Raw genomic sequence first — 17,592 nt, forward strand, 5'->3', positions numbered from 1 at the left:
GGATGTGCCTGCACATGCGATTGCTGTGATACCACTGTCCTAAAGATCCCCTGTGCCAGGGGATCTTGTTTCCAGTCGGCCACTAGCAAGTCTCTTTACAACGTCAATTACGGAAGAATTTGCAGAAGGAGAGCCTATCCTTCCCCCATTGTCCTCCTGAAGACCCCAAAGGAGGGAACAGTCTAACCTCTTGCGTTGTTTTCTTTTTGAGTTGAATGACCAGATCAATTTCACCGCAAAATGATCTTCCTGGAAAACTCCCGTCGAGGCTTTTTCGCCCTGTCTGCAATATCCGATCTCCTTAACTGGTCTTGCTATGCGACATCAAAATCACTTGAGGAGCATTGTTTCACATCAATTTCGGGACGGCGAAGTGTTGGAGATTTTTGCCAGCGGAATAATTGACGTGGGTTCCGTTTCGAGTTCAGAAAAATTAACTCTGGTCGAAAACAATAATGTCATTAAACGCTTAAATGACCGTTCTGTTTTAAAATGCCTTGAGATATAAGGAGAACGGACAGAAACCCTTGAAGGGAGCTGTTTATACTATGAAGAGACTGGTTTATGTACCCATAGCAATCTTGGCCTTTGCGCCTGTAACAGGCTTTGCCCATAAGGTACCTTACGGCGCCAGCCATTGCGCCAATACCGAAGAACATGCTGACGCTGACGGAATTCCAATATGTACTCAGGAAGAAAAAGAAGAAGCTACGGCAACAGCCTTTTGTAAAATTACTGGTCGGCCTGATGTGAAAAACTGCTCAGAGAGCATTGTCAGACATGGTATGGCTGAAGCCGCTGGAAAGTGTGTAGATAAAGCCAGGCAAGAGCAAGTTGATCTAAGGGATGAACTCATTGGCCATAAAACTGGCGGGGGCGGTTCTGCTACAGCTGGATATTGGCACACGGAATATCGTTATAGCAAAGAAGAAGGCATGCACCGCCATGAATGGAGCGAAGCTGCCAGGAAGAAGGCTGGCATGGAATATGGCACGTATGCTGTCGAAAGCGCAAAGAAAGCCTCTGCAGTGAACAAGACCACAACTGAGTCTACCACCACAACAGCTGTATTCGGTAAATTCTTATCACAAATTGGACTCAGTGGACTTTCCAGCGTCGATATGGAAGCTGGGGCGGATCATTCGAACTCAAACGGAAAAACCACTGAATCAGGGCCTTTGTCGGAACAAAGAGCCAAGGAGATTTATGCTGAAGCCTATGCTGAAGCAAAGGCCAATCCTAATTTAACGACAGTCAATCCCGATATTATGTGCGTGAAGGATGAGCCTAAATGCGGAAGCAGCTTCTCGCGCGATATTCCCAATGAGGACTACCAGCCTCAACCCAAAAAGCCGGAAGAAAAGTCATCGAATAATGATAGCAAGAGCAGCAGCAGTTCCAAGAAAGATGAAGGAACTAATCATAAAACCCCTTCCTCTTCCAGTAACTCTGGCAAAACCGGCGACACAATTGAGCACACTCACGTAGGTTCATATGCGGGAGACCCTTCACCTGTCACCAAGCCAGGGGAAATGCTCGCTAACTACGATCAGGAAAACTTTAACAATCCTGTGGCGAGATGCCTACTCGAGTCTTTCAAGAGAGAGGTCTCGAAGAATAAGGATAAGACTTATAACCAAGATGGTTTCAATAAATCTGAAGAGGAGCGCAAGAAAGAGGCGGCAGCTCTTTTGAAGAAAGGCATTTGTGACACCACTTTTTATGGGCCTCTCTATTGCCAAAAATTCAAAACAGACAAGCTTACCGGAGAGCATATGCAGGATCCGGTGGAAGAGAACTCCACTCTATTAGACGAAATCAAGGGTCATGTTGACTATGGAGACCCAAGTGAAAATCTGGACAATACTCCAATTGACTTCTCCAACATCATACCATATCTGTAGAAGCCTGCTGATACATTGAACCCTATAACCTTCAAACCAATTAGGTAAACAGATACCCCCAGGCAAACAACCTGCGGTTTTTCATTTTCACTTCCTTTTGGATGGCTTTGCTGCTCTCTATCTGACTATTGCAGGCTTGGTGCCTATCCGAAAATACCTCGTCTGCTGCATTGTCTGCCTCGCTGGGGTGGTGCCTGCACATGCGATTGCTGCGATACTACCGTCTAAAAGATCCCCTGTGCCCAGGGGATCTTTTTTCCATAGCGAAAGTTTCAGCTCCAATCAATCCGGGACGTTTTCAGTTCCTTGATGATATTGGACTTGATCTGCGCCTTATCCTCATCGGACAAGGGCGTGCCATCCTCCCAGCGTGAGGCCCGGCTGAGATGGATGACCATATCATAGTCTCCATCCACCAGCATTTCGGATACGAGGGAGAGACTCCTCCCGCCCTCGGTATAGATCATCCCGGAACGTCCCAGGAGTTTGACTTTGTATTTCTTTCCAAAAAACATGGACCGACCTCCGTTCAAATCCCGTCACTTAAAACACTGGGACTGACATGATAATTGATATCCACGCCTCTTGATTTGAGTATCGGATATTCAATCCGAGTCCAGATACTCTGTAGTCTCACCCCATCCGCGGAATGGAAGGCATGAACAGGTCCCTGAGCCTGCCTTGCGAATCTCTCGGATGCCTTTTGCCAAAGACCCTTCGTATGCTTGAATCCAACCACGTTGGTCAATTTCGTAAGAGCACGACCCAGAGGCGTCATCTCCAGTGTAATACCACCATTGGCACGAGCATAGGCCGCGGCTGCATCCATGGCACCAGGTCCTGACCAGAATACCCTGAGTTGACCGGCCTGACCGGATGGGGCATCCGCACTTCGCGCTGCTGTTCCGATGGCACTGCCGAAACCTTTGCCGAGAGCGCTGCCCGCTCCCGCGAACACACCGCCCAGCAGAGCTCCCGCCCCCGCCCCGATCAAGGTCGAGGTGAAGAGATCCAGGCCCGTTTTGCCACTGATGGCACCACTCACCAGCCCTTCGGCAGCCCCAACGGCGGCTTCGATTCCAATAATAACCCGAATACTGGCACCGGCCGCTGCGGCCGCGGCTCCGGCCCCGGCTCCCAGTCCACCCAGGATGCCACCCGCAAAGATCGCTCCCCAGGTCTTGCCTGATGTCCAATCCCACTGCGCGGGGTTGAAGTTGTTGCCGTTGGCCATGGCACCGCCGACATAGCCACCGACCAAAGCACCGACGAACACGGCAATCAGGAACCAGAAGAACTCTCCATCGGGATCGATGCCGCTGAGCGGGTCATTGCCTCCGATCATGTACGGATTATGATACTGCCACGCAGGATCAGGCGTCAGGAAGCGTCCCGTAATGGGATCATAGAAACGTGAACCAAAGTAGTAAAGACCGGAATCGGAGTCGAGTTCCTTATCCGTATACTTTTGCCGGAAGCTATCCTCGCCTGAACTGCTTTCGACATGAAGCTTGCCGAAAGGTTCATAACTCACGCGCGCGACGGCCTGACCTTTGGCGTTGGAAACCAGGGTCGTGGAATTCTGATGATTCTTATGGAAATAGCGCTCCCCACTTGGATAGCCCTGACCATTGGGTCCGGATTTCCAGGCCGGAGGACTGGAACACGACGGTTGGGCCAGAAGAATAATGGCCCAGCTCAGAACATGAGCGATCTGACGGAAAATAAAGCCTTTTCTTAAGCCGAAGTGAATGCGGGTCAAGGCATAACAAATCCAGCCGAAGACCAGGGCAAACACCACGATCCAACCGGTCAAAATCGTGTTGCCGATGGTTTCCTCAAGGCCCATGCTGGCCAGATGCAGCCATGAGCTGACCTTCAGCTGCAGGCCTTCAAAACTGCCTCCATTCGCAGCCTGTGCCATGAGGTTATTGTGATTCTGATCCAGGAGCGTAAGCTGTTTGCCGCGGATATAGTCCTTCGTAAAGGCCGCGATCACACCCTGACTGTCGACGATATGCTTGGTATGCGTTTGCTTCCCATGCCCCTGCACCGCAACTTCATATCCGGAACCCAGGTAAAGCGTGGTCTTGCCGTTCGCATCGATTTTCTTGAGGCGCTCCCCGGAAGGAGCATAAACGAAGCGATTTACGAGTTTCGCGTTGCGACTCGAGTGACCCTTCCGGACTTCGACGAGGCGGTTTTCGGAATCGTAGGTATAATACCAGCGATCCTGGTGATCATTTCGGCCATGGCGATGCCTGTCGGAATCAAGAACCGGCTGCGAGGTGATATTCCCATTGGCATCGTAGGTGTAGGCGCCCAATTCCCGGCCTTTGGAATCCAGCACTTTTGCAATTTGATGCGCGCTGCCGGGGCTGTACTCAAAGGAGAGGTCGTCGATGACCAGGGGATTGCCACTCGGATCATAAACATAAGACTTGCTCCCGTAAGGACCTTTTGCTGACTCGAGGCGTCCGCGCATGTCATAGTAAAACTCCTGATTGCGGCTGCTGTCGGCTCCATCCTCAATGGAATAGAGCTTGCCAGCCTTGTTCCAAAGATAGGAAAGCTTTTCCGCACTTTCCCCATCCTTCGATAGAGTCTCCTTCGAGATCATGCGTCCCAGGGCATCATACGTCAGATGGCTTTCGACTCCATTGCCATAAACCATTTTCTGATACTGGCCCAGGGCGGTATAGTCACTGAACCTTGCGATCAGCTGGGCCGTATCGAGGCTTCCATTCTTTTTGGTTTCCTGAAGTTCGATGGCTTCCAGATGCAAACTTGCATTGTATGCATAGGTCAGCACCGCTCCATCAGGAAACACGCGTTTGGCTATTTTTCCCGTCGGCAGGTATTCCATGGAGGATGTGTAATTCACTTCCTTGTTATGCTCCAGGAATTCCAGCGGCCGGTTTTTGCGATCGGACTTGATCTTCAGCTGATCCAGGGTTGTGCGACCATAGGCATCGTAGGCAAACGACTGGCGATACTCGAGCAAGGCTCGCTCGGACTCATCCCATTCATCCCAGGAGACGGATGCGAGTTGGCCCATGCTATTGGCAAGGCTGGGGTCGTCATAAGCCAGAACACTGCTCGACTCCGGTTTGTGGGAGTGACCGGCGGCAAAAATTTCACGCTTCACCGGACGATTGAGACGATCATAGGTCAACTTGAGAACCGAACCCCTCGCATCACGGGTTTCGATCAGGCGGCTCAGCTCATCATACAAATAGGTCCTGGTGCCACGGGTGGAATCATTCACCTGGATCACATTGCCCAGGGAGTCATAGGTATAGGAGGTTTGCGCTCCACTCCGATCCTTGACGGTGGTGAGCTGTCCCATGGCATTGTACTGGTATGTGACTTCGCTTTCATCAATCGCCTGGTCCCGGATCATGAGACCCTGGGGATTGAAATTCTGCAGGGAACGGTTCAGTTGCGAGGTTTCGTCATTTCTTAACCGCGGGTCAGGACCGGCGATCAAAGTCTGACGATTCGCACGCGTTAAGGCGCTCTGGTTGTTAATGGACTGCTCGATCTGAGCGATGATATCCGCATAGGAATCCTGCGGTTCCTCCGGAGCCTTCTCCACGGGACGTGACATCCGCAGCAAACTGAAACCCTGGGTGGGCTCCTGTTGACAGGCATCCTGAATATTGAGGCTATCGTTGCCCAATCCATAGCAGGTGCTGGTGACGGCACCATCGGGCGTGATCATCCGGGTCGGGGAGCTATGGATATCATAGCTTTGCTGAGCCCAGTTTACAGGATCACCCTGGAAGGCGGGACTGGATTCCTGGATAATGCGCCCTTGCGCATCAAACTTCCTCCAGCGCTCGATAATTTTTTCGCCTTGATCTCCACCAACTGTTTGCGTCAGATATTGACGGCCGAGCCCATCCACAAATGTTTTGGTCCAGGGCCAGGAAGCTTCATCACTGTCGGCCCAGGTCGGCCGGCTGCGGTGCAGAAGATACAAGCCCGCGGCACAGACGCCGCTGCCGGGACAATCGGTATAGCTCAACTGTTCGAGGCTGACCAGGTTTCCATTCTGATCAGACCCCCCCAGGCGTTCGATGAGGCGCCCAAAGTCATCATAACGGTTTTGCGTGACGTTGCCGTTCATATCGGTTTGCGTGAGGATCTGCCCAAACTTGTGCGAATAGGTGGCCGACGTTGTGAGGCGCTGACCATTCTGATTCAGAGCGGACAGGAATTTTACCGGAAAGGTATGTGTGAGGGCATCGAATTCAACACTCTCGATCGCGCCGAGGGCATTTTGAGTTTCAATGCGGTTGCCATAGGCATCGTATTTATAGCTGGTCTTCACAAAGTCGTTGAACGTATCCCGGTAGCGTTCTTCAGCCACCAGATTGAATTCGCTGTCCCAGGTGAAACGGGTCAATTTAAAATCAGAGGCGCTGGAGAATGTGAGCAGGGTTTCCGGTTCACACTGATTGAGGTCCTTGGTCACCTTGATGGCGGTGATATTTCCCAGCTGCCAGGATGCAAGATCATTCGAAAAGCTTGCACAGGTGGCAAGATTGTCCGAAGGATCGTTGATATCCCCGATATCATGGACCACAGTGGCATTACCGTACTCGTCATACTCATAGTTTTTGGCCAGAGTATAATCATAACTTCCATCCAGAAAGAGATCCTGGCGATCGCTGGAGTTTTCGACGACATAAACTCCGGCATGGGATGAGCGGGAAACATATTCATAGCGCTGACGTTTCAAAAGGTTTCCATTAAGCCGGACAATATCCTGGAAATCCATAAGGCCGGCTCGCGGAAAGTCCTGATGAAAGTATTTTTTGGTGATGATTCCGGCTTCGCGATTGGTCTGGGCGATCATTCCAAAACCCAGCCAGCCCCGACCATCCTGACTGACTTTTGCGCCTTCGTACTGATAATCAAAATTATAGACAGCCCCGTTGCCATCGCTTAACGCATAATGCGACACGACGTAAGTTGCCGACTGTGAATCCACCTTGGGGTAAATACTTCCCATGGATCGGGCATGGATGCCGCTTCTGGTCAGGGCCTGGTAATCAATATGAACCTGGCCGCCGATGCGATTGCGAATGGACCTGAGCGTATCGGGGTTCACGCTCTTGTTGAGGTGGACGCCGAGGCGGCAGGTGCCGCTCGCATCGTTAAAGCAGGTGCCCGAGGTATAATCAATGGCTCCGTCGCCATTCAGGTCCCTCAGCACTCCCTCGGTCTTGATCCTATAGCCTTCTGATTCATTGAAGAAATACTTGTCGGGAAGTCCGTAGCCGGAATTCTGGAAATCGCTGCCTCCCAAATCGCGCCCATAGCCATGAAATACGGTCAGGTAGGGGTCACCAATATCCCAGTCCGTCCCACGGGTATAGTCAAGCAAGCCGTCGTTATTGAAGTCAAAAAGAACGCCTTCAGTCTTGACTTCCCAATCATGTGACTTGTTATGGAAGAGCTTATCATCGAGATTGAAATTCTCGTAGCGATAGCCCCGGCCTGTGCCGTAGTAGATACGGAGCCTGTTGGTCCCGTCATGCCAGACCGTTCCGCGTGTGAAGTCAGCAATACCGTCGCCATTGAAATCCTGAAACACGCCTTCGGTCTTGACCCTCCAGCCGTTTCCTTCATTCTTATAGACAAATTCCCCTGCGGGCATGCTGTAACCGGAATTGACAAAGCTGTGGCCTGTGCCATGGTAAATCATGGTGTCACAGCCGCCCTCTTCCCAGCAGGTGGCGCGACTGAAATCCGTAATGCCATCGCCGTTCAAATCCTGGACGATGGCTTCGCCCTTAACGCGCCAGCCGTCGTACTCATTGTGAAAGACCTTGAAGGGAAGTTCCCAGCCCGGGACCAGCTGGTAGCCGCGGCGAGTCCCTTTCCAGATTCTGAGATCGCAGGGCTTTTCCTTATCCCAACAGGTTCCGGTACTGAAATCAGCCACGCCGTCGCCATTCAGGTCCTGCAGGATGCCTTCGGATTTGAAATTCCACTCGCCTTCACCTTCGTTGAAAAAGAGATGTTTGGGAAGAGTCCAGCCTGATTCCTTGACAAAGCCATGGCCCGTTCCGCGCCAGATTTGAAGGTCGCAGGCCTGGCCATTCGGTGGGTTATTCTTCCAGCAGGTGGCGCGAGTGTAATCGGCGATCCCATCCCCATCGAGGTCCTGGAGGAGACCTTCCGTCTTGACTCTCCAGCCGGCGTATTCATTCTTGAAAACGTGTCCTGGCAGTTGCCAGCCGTCATAGGCATGATAGCCGTTACCGTTGCCTCGATAGATTTTAAGGTCGCACGGCAGGTTTTGATCCCAGCATGTGGCGCGGGTAAAGTCCACGATGCCATCACCGTCGAGATCCTGAAGGAGCCCCTCGGTTTTTACGTCCCAGCCATCGCGGTTATTGTGATAGATCTTTCCTGGCAGATCAAAGGATTTGCTGGCGTTAAAACCCGGGTTGGGCTGGTTGTATTCAAACTCGGAAACCAGCAAACATTGGCCGCTGACGCTGCACTCATCGATTTTTTTCAGGAGACTGGTCCGACTGGTTGCGCTGTTTATGTAGGAGAGTTTATAAGAGCGGACCAGTTCATTCGATGCGTTCACCTGAATTTCACGGACGCGTTGGCGAACTTCCTGTCTGACTCCGTTGGCCCAGAGTGGCCTGTAATCGCTACGGTCTTCATAGATGAACTGGATGTTTTTCGTCGGGGCCAGACCGGTTTTACTGTTGCCGGTATAGGATAGGATTTTGGGAGTGAACGCATAATCCGAACGGTTATACTCCACGTCCCAGAAGTTTCCATTCTTGTCGGTCACCCGGTTCAGGGCCCAAAGATAGACATGGGCGCCATTGCCGGCAAACCGGATTCGCGCATTCTCGGTGGTTGCGAATTCGAGTTTCAAGCCGTCCCGGGTTCGCACGGTGAAGGAGCAGGGCCCGTTGCCACACACGCCTTCCGATTTGATATCGCTCCAGGTTTCACGCTCCGTTCGATAGCTCGTTCCGCTCTGGCCATAGGCGCCCGAAATGGCGATAAGCCTTTGACCCTGCATACAGAAGCGATCGTTGGCGTCATAGTTGATCGATCCTATCACGTTATCGCGGGCCAGGTCCCTGGCACAGCGCGTGATAAAACTCAGACCATTGATATTCCAGCCCTTGCCGAGAATTCCGTTATCGGATTGGCTGTTATACTCCAGCCTTATATTGGGATGCATCCCTGAGGTGCCAGGAGGCGCGACAATGGGTATGGTCAATGCCGCTTTTCCATCATCCGTGACCGAAAAGTTTCTGGTGAGATCCAAGGGCTGAGCCTGCCCCCAGGCCAGTCGTGCTCCCATCAGGAGGGACAGGGCGCACATCATGGCCGTTCTCAGAATTGCGACTGTCATGGAATTCCCTTCACATTGCAGAGTTCTGGAAGTCCTGTGATTCAGATGACTGGTCTTCGGTCATGCATGCATGGCTTAAGCAAAAAGGATTGAGACCCGGACTTGCTTAAGGTCCTTGAAATGCAAGCATTGCTGCGTCACGGGATTTCGGTTGTCGAAATTTGGGTTGAATGTTGCAAGAAAATAACCATGAAATAGTCCAAGAATTCCACTTGGTTGGGCGGGGGCGGCGTCAGGGTCATGGACAGCGGCGTCAGAGTTTGAACGACTCCCTCAAAGCCTTCCTGGAAGCGACTTGCAGTTTCCTGACACCTGGACCGTCCTCTGTCCGTGAACTCAAACCCCGGACGAGGAGTGAACCCATGTCCTTTAGAAAAATCTTTGCATTGATTGGTCTATTTCCTTTGATCAGCTGCGGCTCGGCCCAGCCTGAATCCGAATTGAATTTGGTTGGTGGCAAGCAGGCCAAAGCCACGCAGTATGGTTCAGCCGTTTATTACAAGATGCCCTCCGGTTTTTGTAGCGGCACGAAGGTGAGCAGTCGTCACCTGTTAACGGCAGCCCATTGTGTTGCGGACAGGAAAGGAAAAATCAAAACCAACCTTGCGGCAGGCACCACGCTCCAGATTACCAACTTCCCGACACGCAATGAAAAGGATACGCGTCTCTGGCATTCAGGAAAGATCAAAGCGATTCATATTCAGGATGAATATGCGGCTGAATGCAGTGCCTCTGGCGTCGACTGTGGAACGTCCCTGGACGTCAAACTCCTGCCTCCCCCCGACATCGCCATCATCGAATTCACAAAGGATCTGCCCAGCCAATGGCCGACGGCTCAAGTGGATGTGAAAAATGTTCTGGACGGTGATACGGTCGACGTGGTCGGCTATGGCTGCGAAGCAGGTGTCAATGGCACCTTTAGCAACATTGTTCACAAGAAAATTGGTCAGGGCGCTGTGGTGAGTTCATACAAAATCAACGATTGGGGCAAGCACGTGGAAAAACCCAATCTTGATTTCTTCGCGAGTCGCTTCTTTTTGACTCCTGGTGTTCGCTATGATGGTCAGAGCAACCGGACGGGCTTTAGCCTTTGCCCCGGTGATTCGGGCGGTCCGGTTTACCGTGTGGGTCAGAATATTGTGGTTGGCGTGAATGCTGACTATACATTCTTCGATCCCGCAGATGGCTATGCTTCCATCAATATTCATACAAGGCTGATCGATCCCTGGCACCGCAGCAGCATCGATCTGTGGCTGAAGAGTATTCTTCCGACCTCATCCTTCGTCTATTCAGGACAGAATCAAAGTCTTTAAGAGCTGGTGGCAAAGCGGGCGCGAGGCCCGCTTCACTGTTACTGCCAGCCTTGATCCTTGCATGCGACGGCACAGGCCGCTTCACAAGCTCGTTTGGCTGCTGGCTTGGTAAACCCTCCACAGCGCGGCGGATCATAATCGAAAGCCTCGCCGGTTCTCGGGCAGACGTAGCTGCCCCATGAGTCGCAGTCATCCCCTGTGGAATGATCCAGTGCATCCCGCGCGGCGTCCTGCTCCGCTTTACGAGCCACCTCGACCACATGTTCATCGAGGTTCCAGTTGTCCACGCGAGTCAGGTCGACTCTCGTGTTGGCGCTCAATGCCGAACTCAACAGAATGCTGAAAACTCCCAGTAATTTGACAAAACGCATGGATGTTCTCCTTGTGGTTGGAACATAAGGAAGAACGCGCGAATTCAAAAATTGCGGCGGTGCGCAGAAAAACTCAAGTTATTGGTAAGTTATACCGATAAAGGTCCAAAACTCAGAGGTCTTATGGTACTCAAATGGATCATAATTTCCAGTTTCGCCATCACAGGCTCACTCTTCTATTTGTCCAGGCAGGGTGCTTCCAGCCAGATCAGACAGGCAGGCGAACCGCAGGCAGCGGTCGTGGAACCGGAAACAGCCGACAAGGCGCCGATCACCTCGCATCTTAAGCGCAGCCTCAAGACTCCGGAAAACGAAGCGCGGCCCGAGGCTCCGCATTATGCAGCCCTGCTGCCGCAGGGACAGGACCTCGCCGTCAGGAAAAAACCTCAGGATGCGACAGCAGAGTTTTACAGTGGCGTCGTTCGCCAGACGATCCGCTCCTGCTTCGATGAACTTGTCAAGCGGCGCACAGCCATCTGGGAGGCTCGCGAGGGCGATGCGGAATTGTCCATTGAAGGCGAGTTTACCATCGTGGCAACATTCGCCGAGCATGAGCTGGTCTCGCTGCGTTCTCAATCAGCTGAGATCCGTGATGACAGGTTTCACAACTGCATCGAGACGGGGGCCAAGACCTGGACATTTCCGGACGTCATCTCCCGGCAGAAGACCTGGAATTTCCGCCACAGTTTGAACTTTGACGTGAACTATAACTATGATTGCAAGGACGGTGGTGCCGCTCTCCTGGGCGGCGGCCAACTCGGTGGCCGGAAGTGCTTTTGATTATTTTCCCTGAACATCCGCGACCAGACGCTTCACGATCTCAGCCGCGGATTCCTCCCGCGCAAGCCTTATAGCCTGGCCGGCCCAGAGAGGGCTGAAATCAGTTTGCCCTTTGGCTTCGGCCGCGCTGCGTAGTGGCGCCAGGGCCGCCGCCGCATGCGGAAACTCAGGCACATCATGTGATATCGGCCCCAGCTCCCGAATGAGTCGATTGATCACGCCACGCGCCGGGCGCCCGGTGAAGATATTCGTCAGAACAGTCTGATCGTCCTGAGCGGACCGGAGCGCCTGCCTGTGGGCATTCGAGATGGTGGTCTCGGTCGCGAGCAGAAAAGCAGACCCCAACTGAACCGCGGCCGCACCCAAGGCGAAGGCGGCACGAATGCCACGCGCATCCCCTATCCCTCCGCTGGCGATCACGGGAATTTTAACGGCATCAACCACCTGAGGAACGAGAGCCAGGGTCCCCACCTGGGATGCGACATCGCGGGCGAGAAAGGATCCGCGATGCCCTCCTGCTTCCGAACCCTGGGCTATGATTGCATCGCAGCCCTTTTTTTCCAGCCATTGGGCCTCTTCCACCGTCGTCGCGGAGGAAAGGATTCTGACCCCGCTGGCCTTGACACGGGCGAGCCAGCGCTCATCCGGCAATCCAAAATGAAAACTCACAACAGCCGGTTTGAATTCTTCAACGATGCGACAGGATTCTTCATCAAAAGGATTTCGCGTCGCTGCAGGCGTCCTGGCCTCCGGATCCAATCCGAATTCTCGATAATACTTCTGCAGAACCGCCCTCCAGCGTTTGTCCTTTTCGGAATCGTAGGCCGGCGGCTGGTGGCAAAAAAAGTTGAGATTGAAAGGGCCATTCCATTGGCTGCGTATGCGCTGGATCTCTTCACGCATCCTGTCAGGCGTCAGCAGCGCGCAAGGCAGGGAACCGAGGCCACCGCTCCGTGCGACGGCCAGAGCCAGGTCCGCCCCCTGCACGCCGGCCATCGGGGCTTGCAGAATGGGATGCTCGATACCAAGGAGCTGGATGATTCTTTGATCGGGCCAGTGGATCATGCGTGTCCTCCCTCTTAAGTTGGCATGTCTGATGACTCTAGCGCCAAGGCTTGACAGGTCAACAAAGATTAGTTAGTACACTTGTACAATCTAAGAAGAGGCTGTTATGCGCCTTCGAATGGATGGAGAACAAACACGAGAAAATATCCTGACCGTAGCGTCAAAAATTTTTGCCCGGCATGGGTATGAAGGGACGTCTTTACGAATGATTGCCGCCGAGGCGGGGGTCACGTTCAGCGTCATCTCCCATCACTTTGGGGACAAGGCCAACCTTCTGGCGAAGGTCAGGGAGAAAGCGGAAAAGGATTTCCTTCTTATTTTTGAATCCTTGCTCTCGGACAATATCCAGACCTGGGATGACGTCATCGATGGCATTTTCAAGTTCTGGGACGCGGATCCGGATCGACTGCGCCATTACCTTTGGATGTTCATGGATGCCCAGATCCATGGCATCAGCACACCCTTTCACTTTGGAGCTGTGGAACAGTTCTTCCAAAGCCTCGCGAAAAAACTGAACCTGCCGGACGCGATCGAGGCCCGCAGCCTGATGATGATCATCACGGGAACCTGCCATCACTGGCTGATGCGCCAGTGGACACACACGAGCACGCCTTCCAAACAGCAGATCACAACCACCCTAAAAACCTTGCTGAATTCGCCAAGGAGACTTGAGTCATGAACCTCCAGCAACTCTTCAGTCCCAGCGCTCGCAAAAATCCCTATGACCTCTATCAAGCCTTTCGGGAATCGGATCCTGTTTTTTATTCCGAGGACTTCAACGCCTGGTTTGTCTTCGATCATGCCCATGTAAAAAGAGTGCTTTCTGATCACAGCATCTTTGGATCCGCCTTGGACAATGAGTATCACAAAAGTCCGCTCTGGATGGTCTTCACGGACCCGCCTCTTCATGCCAGACTGCGCTCGACTGTATCCTCCGCATTGATAGCGAAGAAAGTTCAAACCTTATCCCTTCCGTTGAAACAATTGAGTGCCGACCTTATCGCCAGTTTGAAGGGATTCACAGCCATGGACCTGGTCTCCTCCTACAGTGGGCCTCTGCCTATTTTTGCCATTTCCCAGCTGATGGGTCTGCCGCAGGAAGATTGGACCCGGTGCAAGCTCTGGAGTGAAAGCATACTCGGTCTCAGCAGAGTTGTTCAGGGTGGTCCGGACGCCCAGGTGGCCAGCGATCGCTACCGGAGCGCTCGCACCGAGATCGCGGATTATTTGTCAGGCATGAAGAGCAGGCGTGGGGCGCAGGTCTCCTCGATTCTGGATCATCTGTTGCTGGATGATGCGGGCCTGTCCTGGGATGAAGTGCTGGGCATGTTTGAACTCCTGATCTCGGCCGGGCATGAAACGACAACCAACCTGATCAGCAATGCGATCGTCTGTCTGTTTGAAAACCCCTGGATTCGTCAGGAGGTGCAGAACGATCCGGATCTTTTGGAGGCCTGGGTTGATGAAACGCTTCGCTTCATGTCTCCCGTCCAGTATATGTACCGCATGACAAAACTTCCAACGAGCTTGAACGGGCACCAGCTGAAGCCTCAGCAGCTTGTCATTCCTGTTATAGGTTCCGCGAATCGGGATCCCCTGGTGTTCGATGAACCTGATGTTTTTAAACTCAGGAGAAAAGCCGATCATCTCGCGTTCGGGCACGGGATTCATTATTGCCTGGGGTCCAGCCTGGCCAGACTGGAGGCGAAGGTGGCCTTGAAGACCTTTATCGAGCATATCTCTGATTTTGAACTTGAAATGGATTCGTATGAACCCAATCCAGGGCTTCATACCCTGGGACCGCGCCGGCTCCTGATGCGCATCAAGGAACCCGCGGGCCAGGGGATGTGGAATCACTGTGGCAAGTGATGCTCGTAGACGATCGGCTGATCCGCCAGCATCGCTTTGGAAATGACATGGCGGTATTTCGCCTCAACCTGATGACGCTTCACTTTCAAAGTCGGCGTCATCATTCCTCCATCGACGGTCCAGTCCTCGTGAATCAGAATGCAGCGGTTGATGCGCTCATGCTTGTCGAGCTTTTTATTCAGACGAAGCAGGGATTCCGAAAATTCCTTCAGAATCAATTCCTGCGGCTGTTTGCGCGCTGATTCCGTGAGCACACACAGCGCCACCGGACTGGGCAGCGTATTGCCGGTGATGCAAAGCTGCTCAATATAGGGATTGTCAGCCAGGAAGTGATTTTCAATCGGCGCCGGAGCCACATACTTGCCGGTGTCTGTTTTGAAAATCTCCTTGATGCGGCCGGTGATTTTCAAACAGCCGTCGGCATCGATCTCACCCATGTCACCCGTGCGAATGGCACCATCGAACAGCACCTCCGCGGTGCTCGCCGGATCCTTGTAATAGCCCAGCATGGCAGCCTTGTTTTTAATCCAGATCTCGCCATTTTCCGCGATATTCACTTCCGTATGCGGCTGGGCGGCCCCCACGGTCCCGATCCTGTTTTTGCCGATGCGATTGGCGGTGGCATAGGCGAAGTTCTCGGTGAGGCCGTAGCCTTCGAGGATATCAATCCCGATCTTTTGATACCAGGCCTGCAGCGAGGGAGCTATCGGCGCCGCTCCGGAACCGATCGAACGGCACTTGTGAAGGCCGAGACCTTTGCGAATTTTCCGTTTGATCAGACCGGATACGACGGGAATGGCCAGCAGACGATCGAGTTTTTCCTGGGGAACCTTTTCCAGAATACCCTGCTGGAACTTTTTCCAAAGCCTTGGCACCGAGAAAAATGCGGTCGGCGCCACATCCCGCAGGTTCTGAGCGAAGGTGTCCAACGATTCCGCAAAGCTGATGGTGGCCCCACAATAAATGCCGTTCATTTCCACCAGCACCCGCTCGGCCACATGCGAGAGCGGAAGATAGGAGAAAAATCGATCCTCCGGACTACAATCGAATGTTTGCCTATAACCCATCGCGGCATGAGCGATCGTCCGGAAACTATGCATCACGCCTTTCGGAAAGCCTGTGGTTCCCGACGTATAAATAATGCTCGCCAGATCATCGGGATCCGGCCGGTACTGTCCTGTCAGGCCGGGGCCATTCTCCACCAGCTCCTTCCAATCGTGTTCAGCCTGCATCGGGTCCGGATAGGGGAAACGGATGCGCTTCACGCTCGCAGGAATGCCAGGCTCCATCTTCGGGCCTTCATCCAGTTTCCCAACAAAGATCACCTTGGTCTCGCTGTGCTGCAGGACATACTCAATCGAATCCGCCTGCTGGGTCGGATACAAAGGAACGCTCACACAACCGGCCATCATAATCGCCAGGTCGGCCATGATCCAGTGCGCGCAGTTTTTGGATAGGATCGCCACCCGATCCCCCTTTTGGCAACCCAGATCATGCAGGACCTGGGCCATGCGTCGCGCCTGACGCCCGGCTTCTCCCCAGGTGTATTCATGCCACTGGCCGTTGAGAGGCTGCCGCAGAAAAACGCGATTCGGATGATTTTTCTCGCGCTCATGGAACATATCGAGTGGTGTTTTGAGCATAGGTTCACTCATGGTATGCCGTTCCCCCTGTTGATTGAAAGATGAGCTGTTGATAGCAGTTATGCCAGTTGTGAGAAAGAGGAAACTGGAGGGGTTTCCATTCATTTCAGAATGTTTTGTGGGGTTTCACGGACGCATTCAGAATTTATGAACAGGAGCACAATCGTAAACCCCAGCCTGCGGAATAACACCGTCCCTCCTGCCGTGCTCGCCCCTGTGGTATGATGGGTGACATCCGCTCATTTTTGTCTTTTTCATCCGAAGGCCAGGAGGCTGGGATTGATTATGCAGGAGTCAAAGGGCGCCAAGGTCCTGTTGGGATTGGCCTTGTCCACAAGTCTTGGGGCGTGCGGCATCATCATTGGCAACCCGGGAAATCCCGCAGAGGGCGGGGATCAAACCGGGTTTGTTCAGACCATCAACTATGATATCCCCACCAGCGTGTCCGGTTACGAACTGGCCCCCGAACTGCCCGATCGCATCTTTGAAGATTCCGCCCGCAGGATTGATGAGACCATCGATCGGGTCAATCAAATGATCAGTCGACTCAACGCAGATGCTGTTCAGTCAGTGGGTGATTTTACGGGTAAGGGCGCGGACGGCAAGGTCAGCGGCCGCATTCTGGAACTCACAGATCACCCGGACGGCTATGTGTACCAGGCCGTGATCTGTTACGACAGCACGCCCTTTCAAATTGTGGAGTGGACGCCGGCGACCGGTTCGGTGCATACGATCCGCGATCACGCCATCGATCCGGTCGATGCGCGGCGCAAGAGCAACATGCTCTCCGAAATCACCTATACGAAGGGAACGCGATCCAGTATCGATGTCTGGCTGACCGCCACTCCAGGCCAGCCTTTGCCCGGTGCGGACGGCAGCCATCTGGCCGATCACACGGTGGGCACGTATGAGAACGGAACCTTTACCCTGGCCGGTGTTCATAACTGGTATGAGGAAGCCGCAACGATCCAGGATGAAGGCGATGAGTATTTTGCGGGATTATTCGATGATGCCGGTGTCGGCGAATTCGTGACCTATAATATCTTTCGTCCCGACTGCAATACGACCGTCTTTGATGAGGCAGCGGATGCTCCTTCCTGGTGTGGAGGCCGTCCTCTCCCTGACGGCACGACCTATACGGCGGAGCAAAGAGCCGAAGCCTGGCAAAGGCTGAAAGGGATCGCCGTTCCCGGCAAGGCCAGTCTGAAAGTTCCGGCCCTGCCGTCCGATCTCAGCTGCCCCTAA

11 protein-coding genes are annotated in these 17,592 nt (G+C 53.2%); 6 read left to right on the forward strand and 5 right to left on the reverse strand.

The genetic code is table 11. The features are described from left to right. Positions 1-548: 548 nt before the first annotated feature. Positions 549-1,904 carry a hypothetical protein gene (locus tag OLTU_RS04580; protein WP_141731575.1) on the forward strand — a complete coding sequence of 452 codons (1,356 nt, stop codon included), beginning with the start codon at positions 549-551 and terminating at the stop codon, positions 1,902-1,904. A 272-nt stretch (positions 1,905-2,176) separates the two neighbouring features. On the opposite strand, the gene OLTU_RS04585 is transcribed toward OLTU_RS04580, so the two are convergent. Together OLTU_RS04585 and OLTU_RS04590 are read right to left on the reverse strand one after the other, a co-directional pair. Then, on the reverse strand, positions 2,177-2,419 hold the full coding sequence (locus OLTU_RS04585; RefSeq protein ID WP_141731576.1) for a hypothetical protein: 243 nt from the start codon (positions 2,417-2,419) through the stop codon (positions 2,177-2,179). A gap of 14 nt (positions 2,420-2,433) precedes the next feature. Continuing rightward, positions 2,434-9,306 (reverse strand): RHS repeat-associated core domain-containing protein, encoded by a 6,873-nt coding sequence (locus tag OLTU_RS04590; protein WP_141731577.1) that lies wholly within the window; start codon positions 9,304-9,306, stop codon positions 2,434-2,436. Positions 9,307-9,668: 362 nt separating this feature from the next. Between OLTU_RS04590 and OLTU_RS04595 the strand changes: the two genes are divergently transcribed. Continuing rightward, positions 9,669-10,619, forward strand: coding sequence for a trypsin-like serine protease (locus tag OLTU_RS04595; protein ID WP_176736330.1), 951 nt, complete (start codon positions 9,669-9,671; stop codon positions 10,617-10,619). Between the two features lie 38 nt (positions 10,620-10,657). Here OLTU_RS04595 and OLTU_RS04600 read toward each other — a convergent pair whose 3' ends face one another. Then, entirely contained in the window at positions 10,658-10,990 is a 333-nt protein-coding gene (locus OLTU_RS04600) for a hypothetical protein (RefSeq protein WP_141731579.1), read from the reverse strand. Between the two features lie 123 nt (positions 10,991-11,113). Here OLTU_RS04600 and OLTU_RS04605 point away from each other — a divergent pair, with 123 nt between their 5' ends. After that, positions 11,114-11,770 carry a hypothetical protein gene (locus OLTU_RS04605; RefSeq protein ID WP_141731580.1) on the forward strand — a complete coding sequence of 219 codons (657 nt, stop codon included), beginning with the start codon at positions 11,114-11,116 and terminating at the stop codon, positions 11,768-11,770. Here OLTU_RS04605 and OLTU_RS04610 read toward each other — a convergent pair whose 3' ends face one another. Next, positions 11,771-12,835, reverse strand: a complete 1,065-nt coding sequence (locus tag OLTU_RS04610; protein ID WP_141731581.1) for an NAD(P)H-dependent flavin oxidoreductase — start codon at positions 12,833-12,835, stop codon at positions 11,771-11,773. It abuts the gene before it with no gap. 106 nt (positions 12,836-12,941) lie between these two features. Here OLTU_RS04610 and OLTU_RS04615 point away from each other — a divergent pair, with 106 nt between their 5' ends. Continuing rightward, the gene (locus OLTU_RS04615) at positions 12,942-13,514 is read left to right on the forward strand and encodes a TetR/AcrR family transcriptional regulator (protein ID WP_141731582.1); all 573 of its coding nucleotides are present in this window, start codon (positions 12,942-12,944) and stop codon (positions 13,512-13,514) included. Continuing rightward, the gene (locus OLTU_RS04620; RefSeq protein WP_141731583.1) at positions 13,511-14,704 is read left to right on the forward strand and encodes a cytochrome P450; all 1,194 of its coding nucleotides are present in this window, start codon (positions 13,511-13,513) and stop codon (positions 14,702-14,704) included. The genes OLTU_RS04615 and OLTU_RS04620 overlap by 4 nt, the downstream gene beginning before the upstream one ends. Here the strand turns inward: OLTU_RS04620 and OLTU_RS04625 are convergent. Then, on the reverse strand, positions 14,689-16,359 hold the full coding sequence (locus tag OLTU_RS04625; RefSeq protein ID WP_141731584.1) for an AMP-binding protein: 1,671 nt from the start codon (positions 16,357-16,359) through the stop codon (positions 14,689-14,691). The genes OLTU_RS04620 and OLTU_RS04625 overlap by 16 nt on opposite strands. Positions 16,360-16,632: 273 nt before the next feature. Between OLTU_RS04625 and OLTU_RS04630 the strand changes: the two genes are divergently transcribed. Next, positions 16,633-17,592 carry a hypothetical protein gene (locus tag OLTU_RS04630; RefSeq protein WP_141731585.1) on the forward strand — a complete coding sequence of 320 codons (960 nt, stop codon included), beginning with the start codon at positions 16,633-16,635 and terminating at the stop codon, positions 17,590-17,592.

Origin of the sequence: Oligoflexus tunisiensis (assembly GCF_001748245.1) — a bacterium.
In the GTDB taxonomy this organism is placed as follows: domain Bacteria; phylum Bdellovibrionota_B; class Oligoflexia; order Oligoflexales; family Oligoflexaceae; genus Oligoflexus; species Oligoflexus tunisiensis.

Coding starts and splice junctions, on each gene's coding strand:
- OLTU_RS04580 (WP_141731575.1), top strand. CDS start 549: ATGAAGAGACTGGTTTATGTACCCATAGCAATCTTGGCCTTTGCGCCT.
- OLTU_RS04585 (WP_141731576.1), bottom strand. CDS start 2,419: ATGTTTTTTGGAAAGAAATACAAAGTCAAACTCCTGGGACGTTCCGGG.
- OLTU_RS04590 (WP_141731577.1), bottom strand. CDS start 9,306: ATGACAGTCGCAATTCTGAGAACGGCCATGATGTGCGCCCTGTCCCTC.
- OLTU_RS04595 (WP_176736330.1), top strand. CDS start 9,669: ATGTCCTTTAGAAAAATCTTTGCATTGATTGGTCTATTTCCTTTGATC.
- OLTU_RS04600 (WP_141731579.1), bottom strand. CDS start 10,990: ATGCGTTTTGTCAAATTACTGGGAGTTTTCAGCATTCTGTTGAGTTCG.
- OLTU_RS04605 (WP_141731580.1), top strand. CDS start 11,114: ATGGTACTCAAATGGATCATAATTTCCAGTTTCGCCATCACAGGCTCA.
- OLTU_RS04610 (WP_141731581.1), bottom strand. CDS start 12,835: ATGATCCACTGGCCCGATCAAAGAATCATCCAGCTCCTTGGTATCGAG.
- OLTU_RS04615 (WP_141731582.1), top strand. CDS start 12,942: ATGCGCCTTCGAATGGATGGAGAACAAACACGAGAAAATATCCTGACC.
- OLTU_RS04620 (WP_141731583.1), top strand. CDS start 13,511: ATGAACCTCCAGCAACTCTTCAGTCCCAGCGCTCGCAAAAATCCCTAT.
- OLTU_RS04625 (WP_141731584.1), bottom strand. CDS start 16,359: ATGAGTGAACCTATGCTCAAAACACCACTCGATATGTTCCATGAGCGC.
- OLTU_RS04630 (WP_141731585.1), top strand. CDS start 16,633: ATGCAGGAGTCAAAGGGCGCCAAGGTCCTGTTGGGATTGGCCTTGTCC.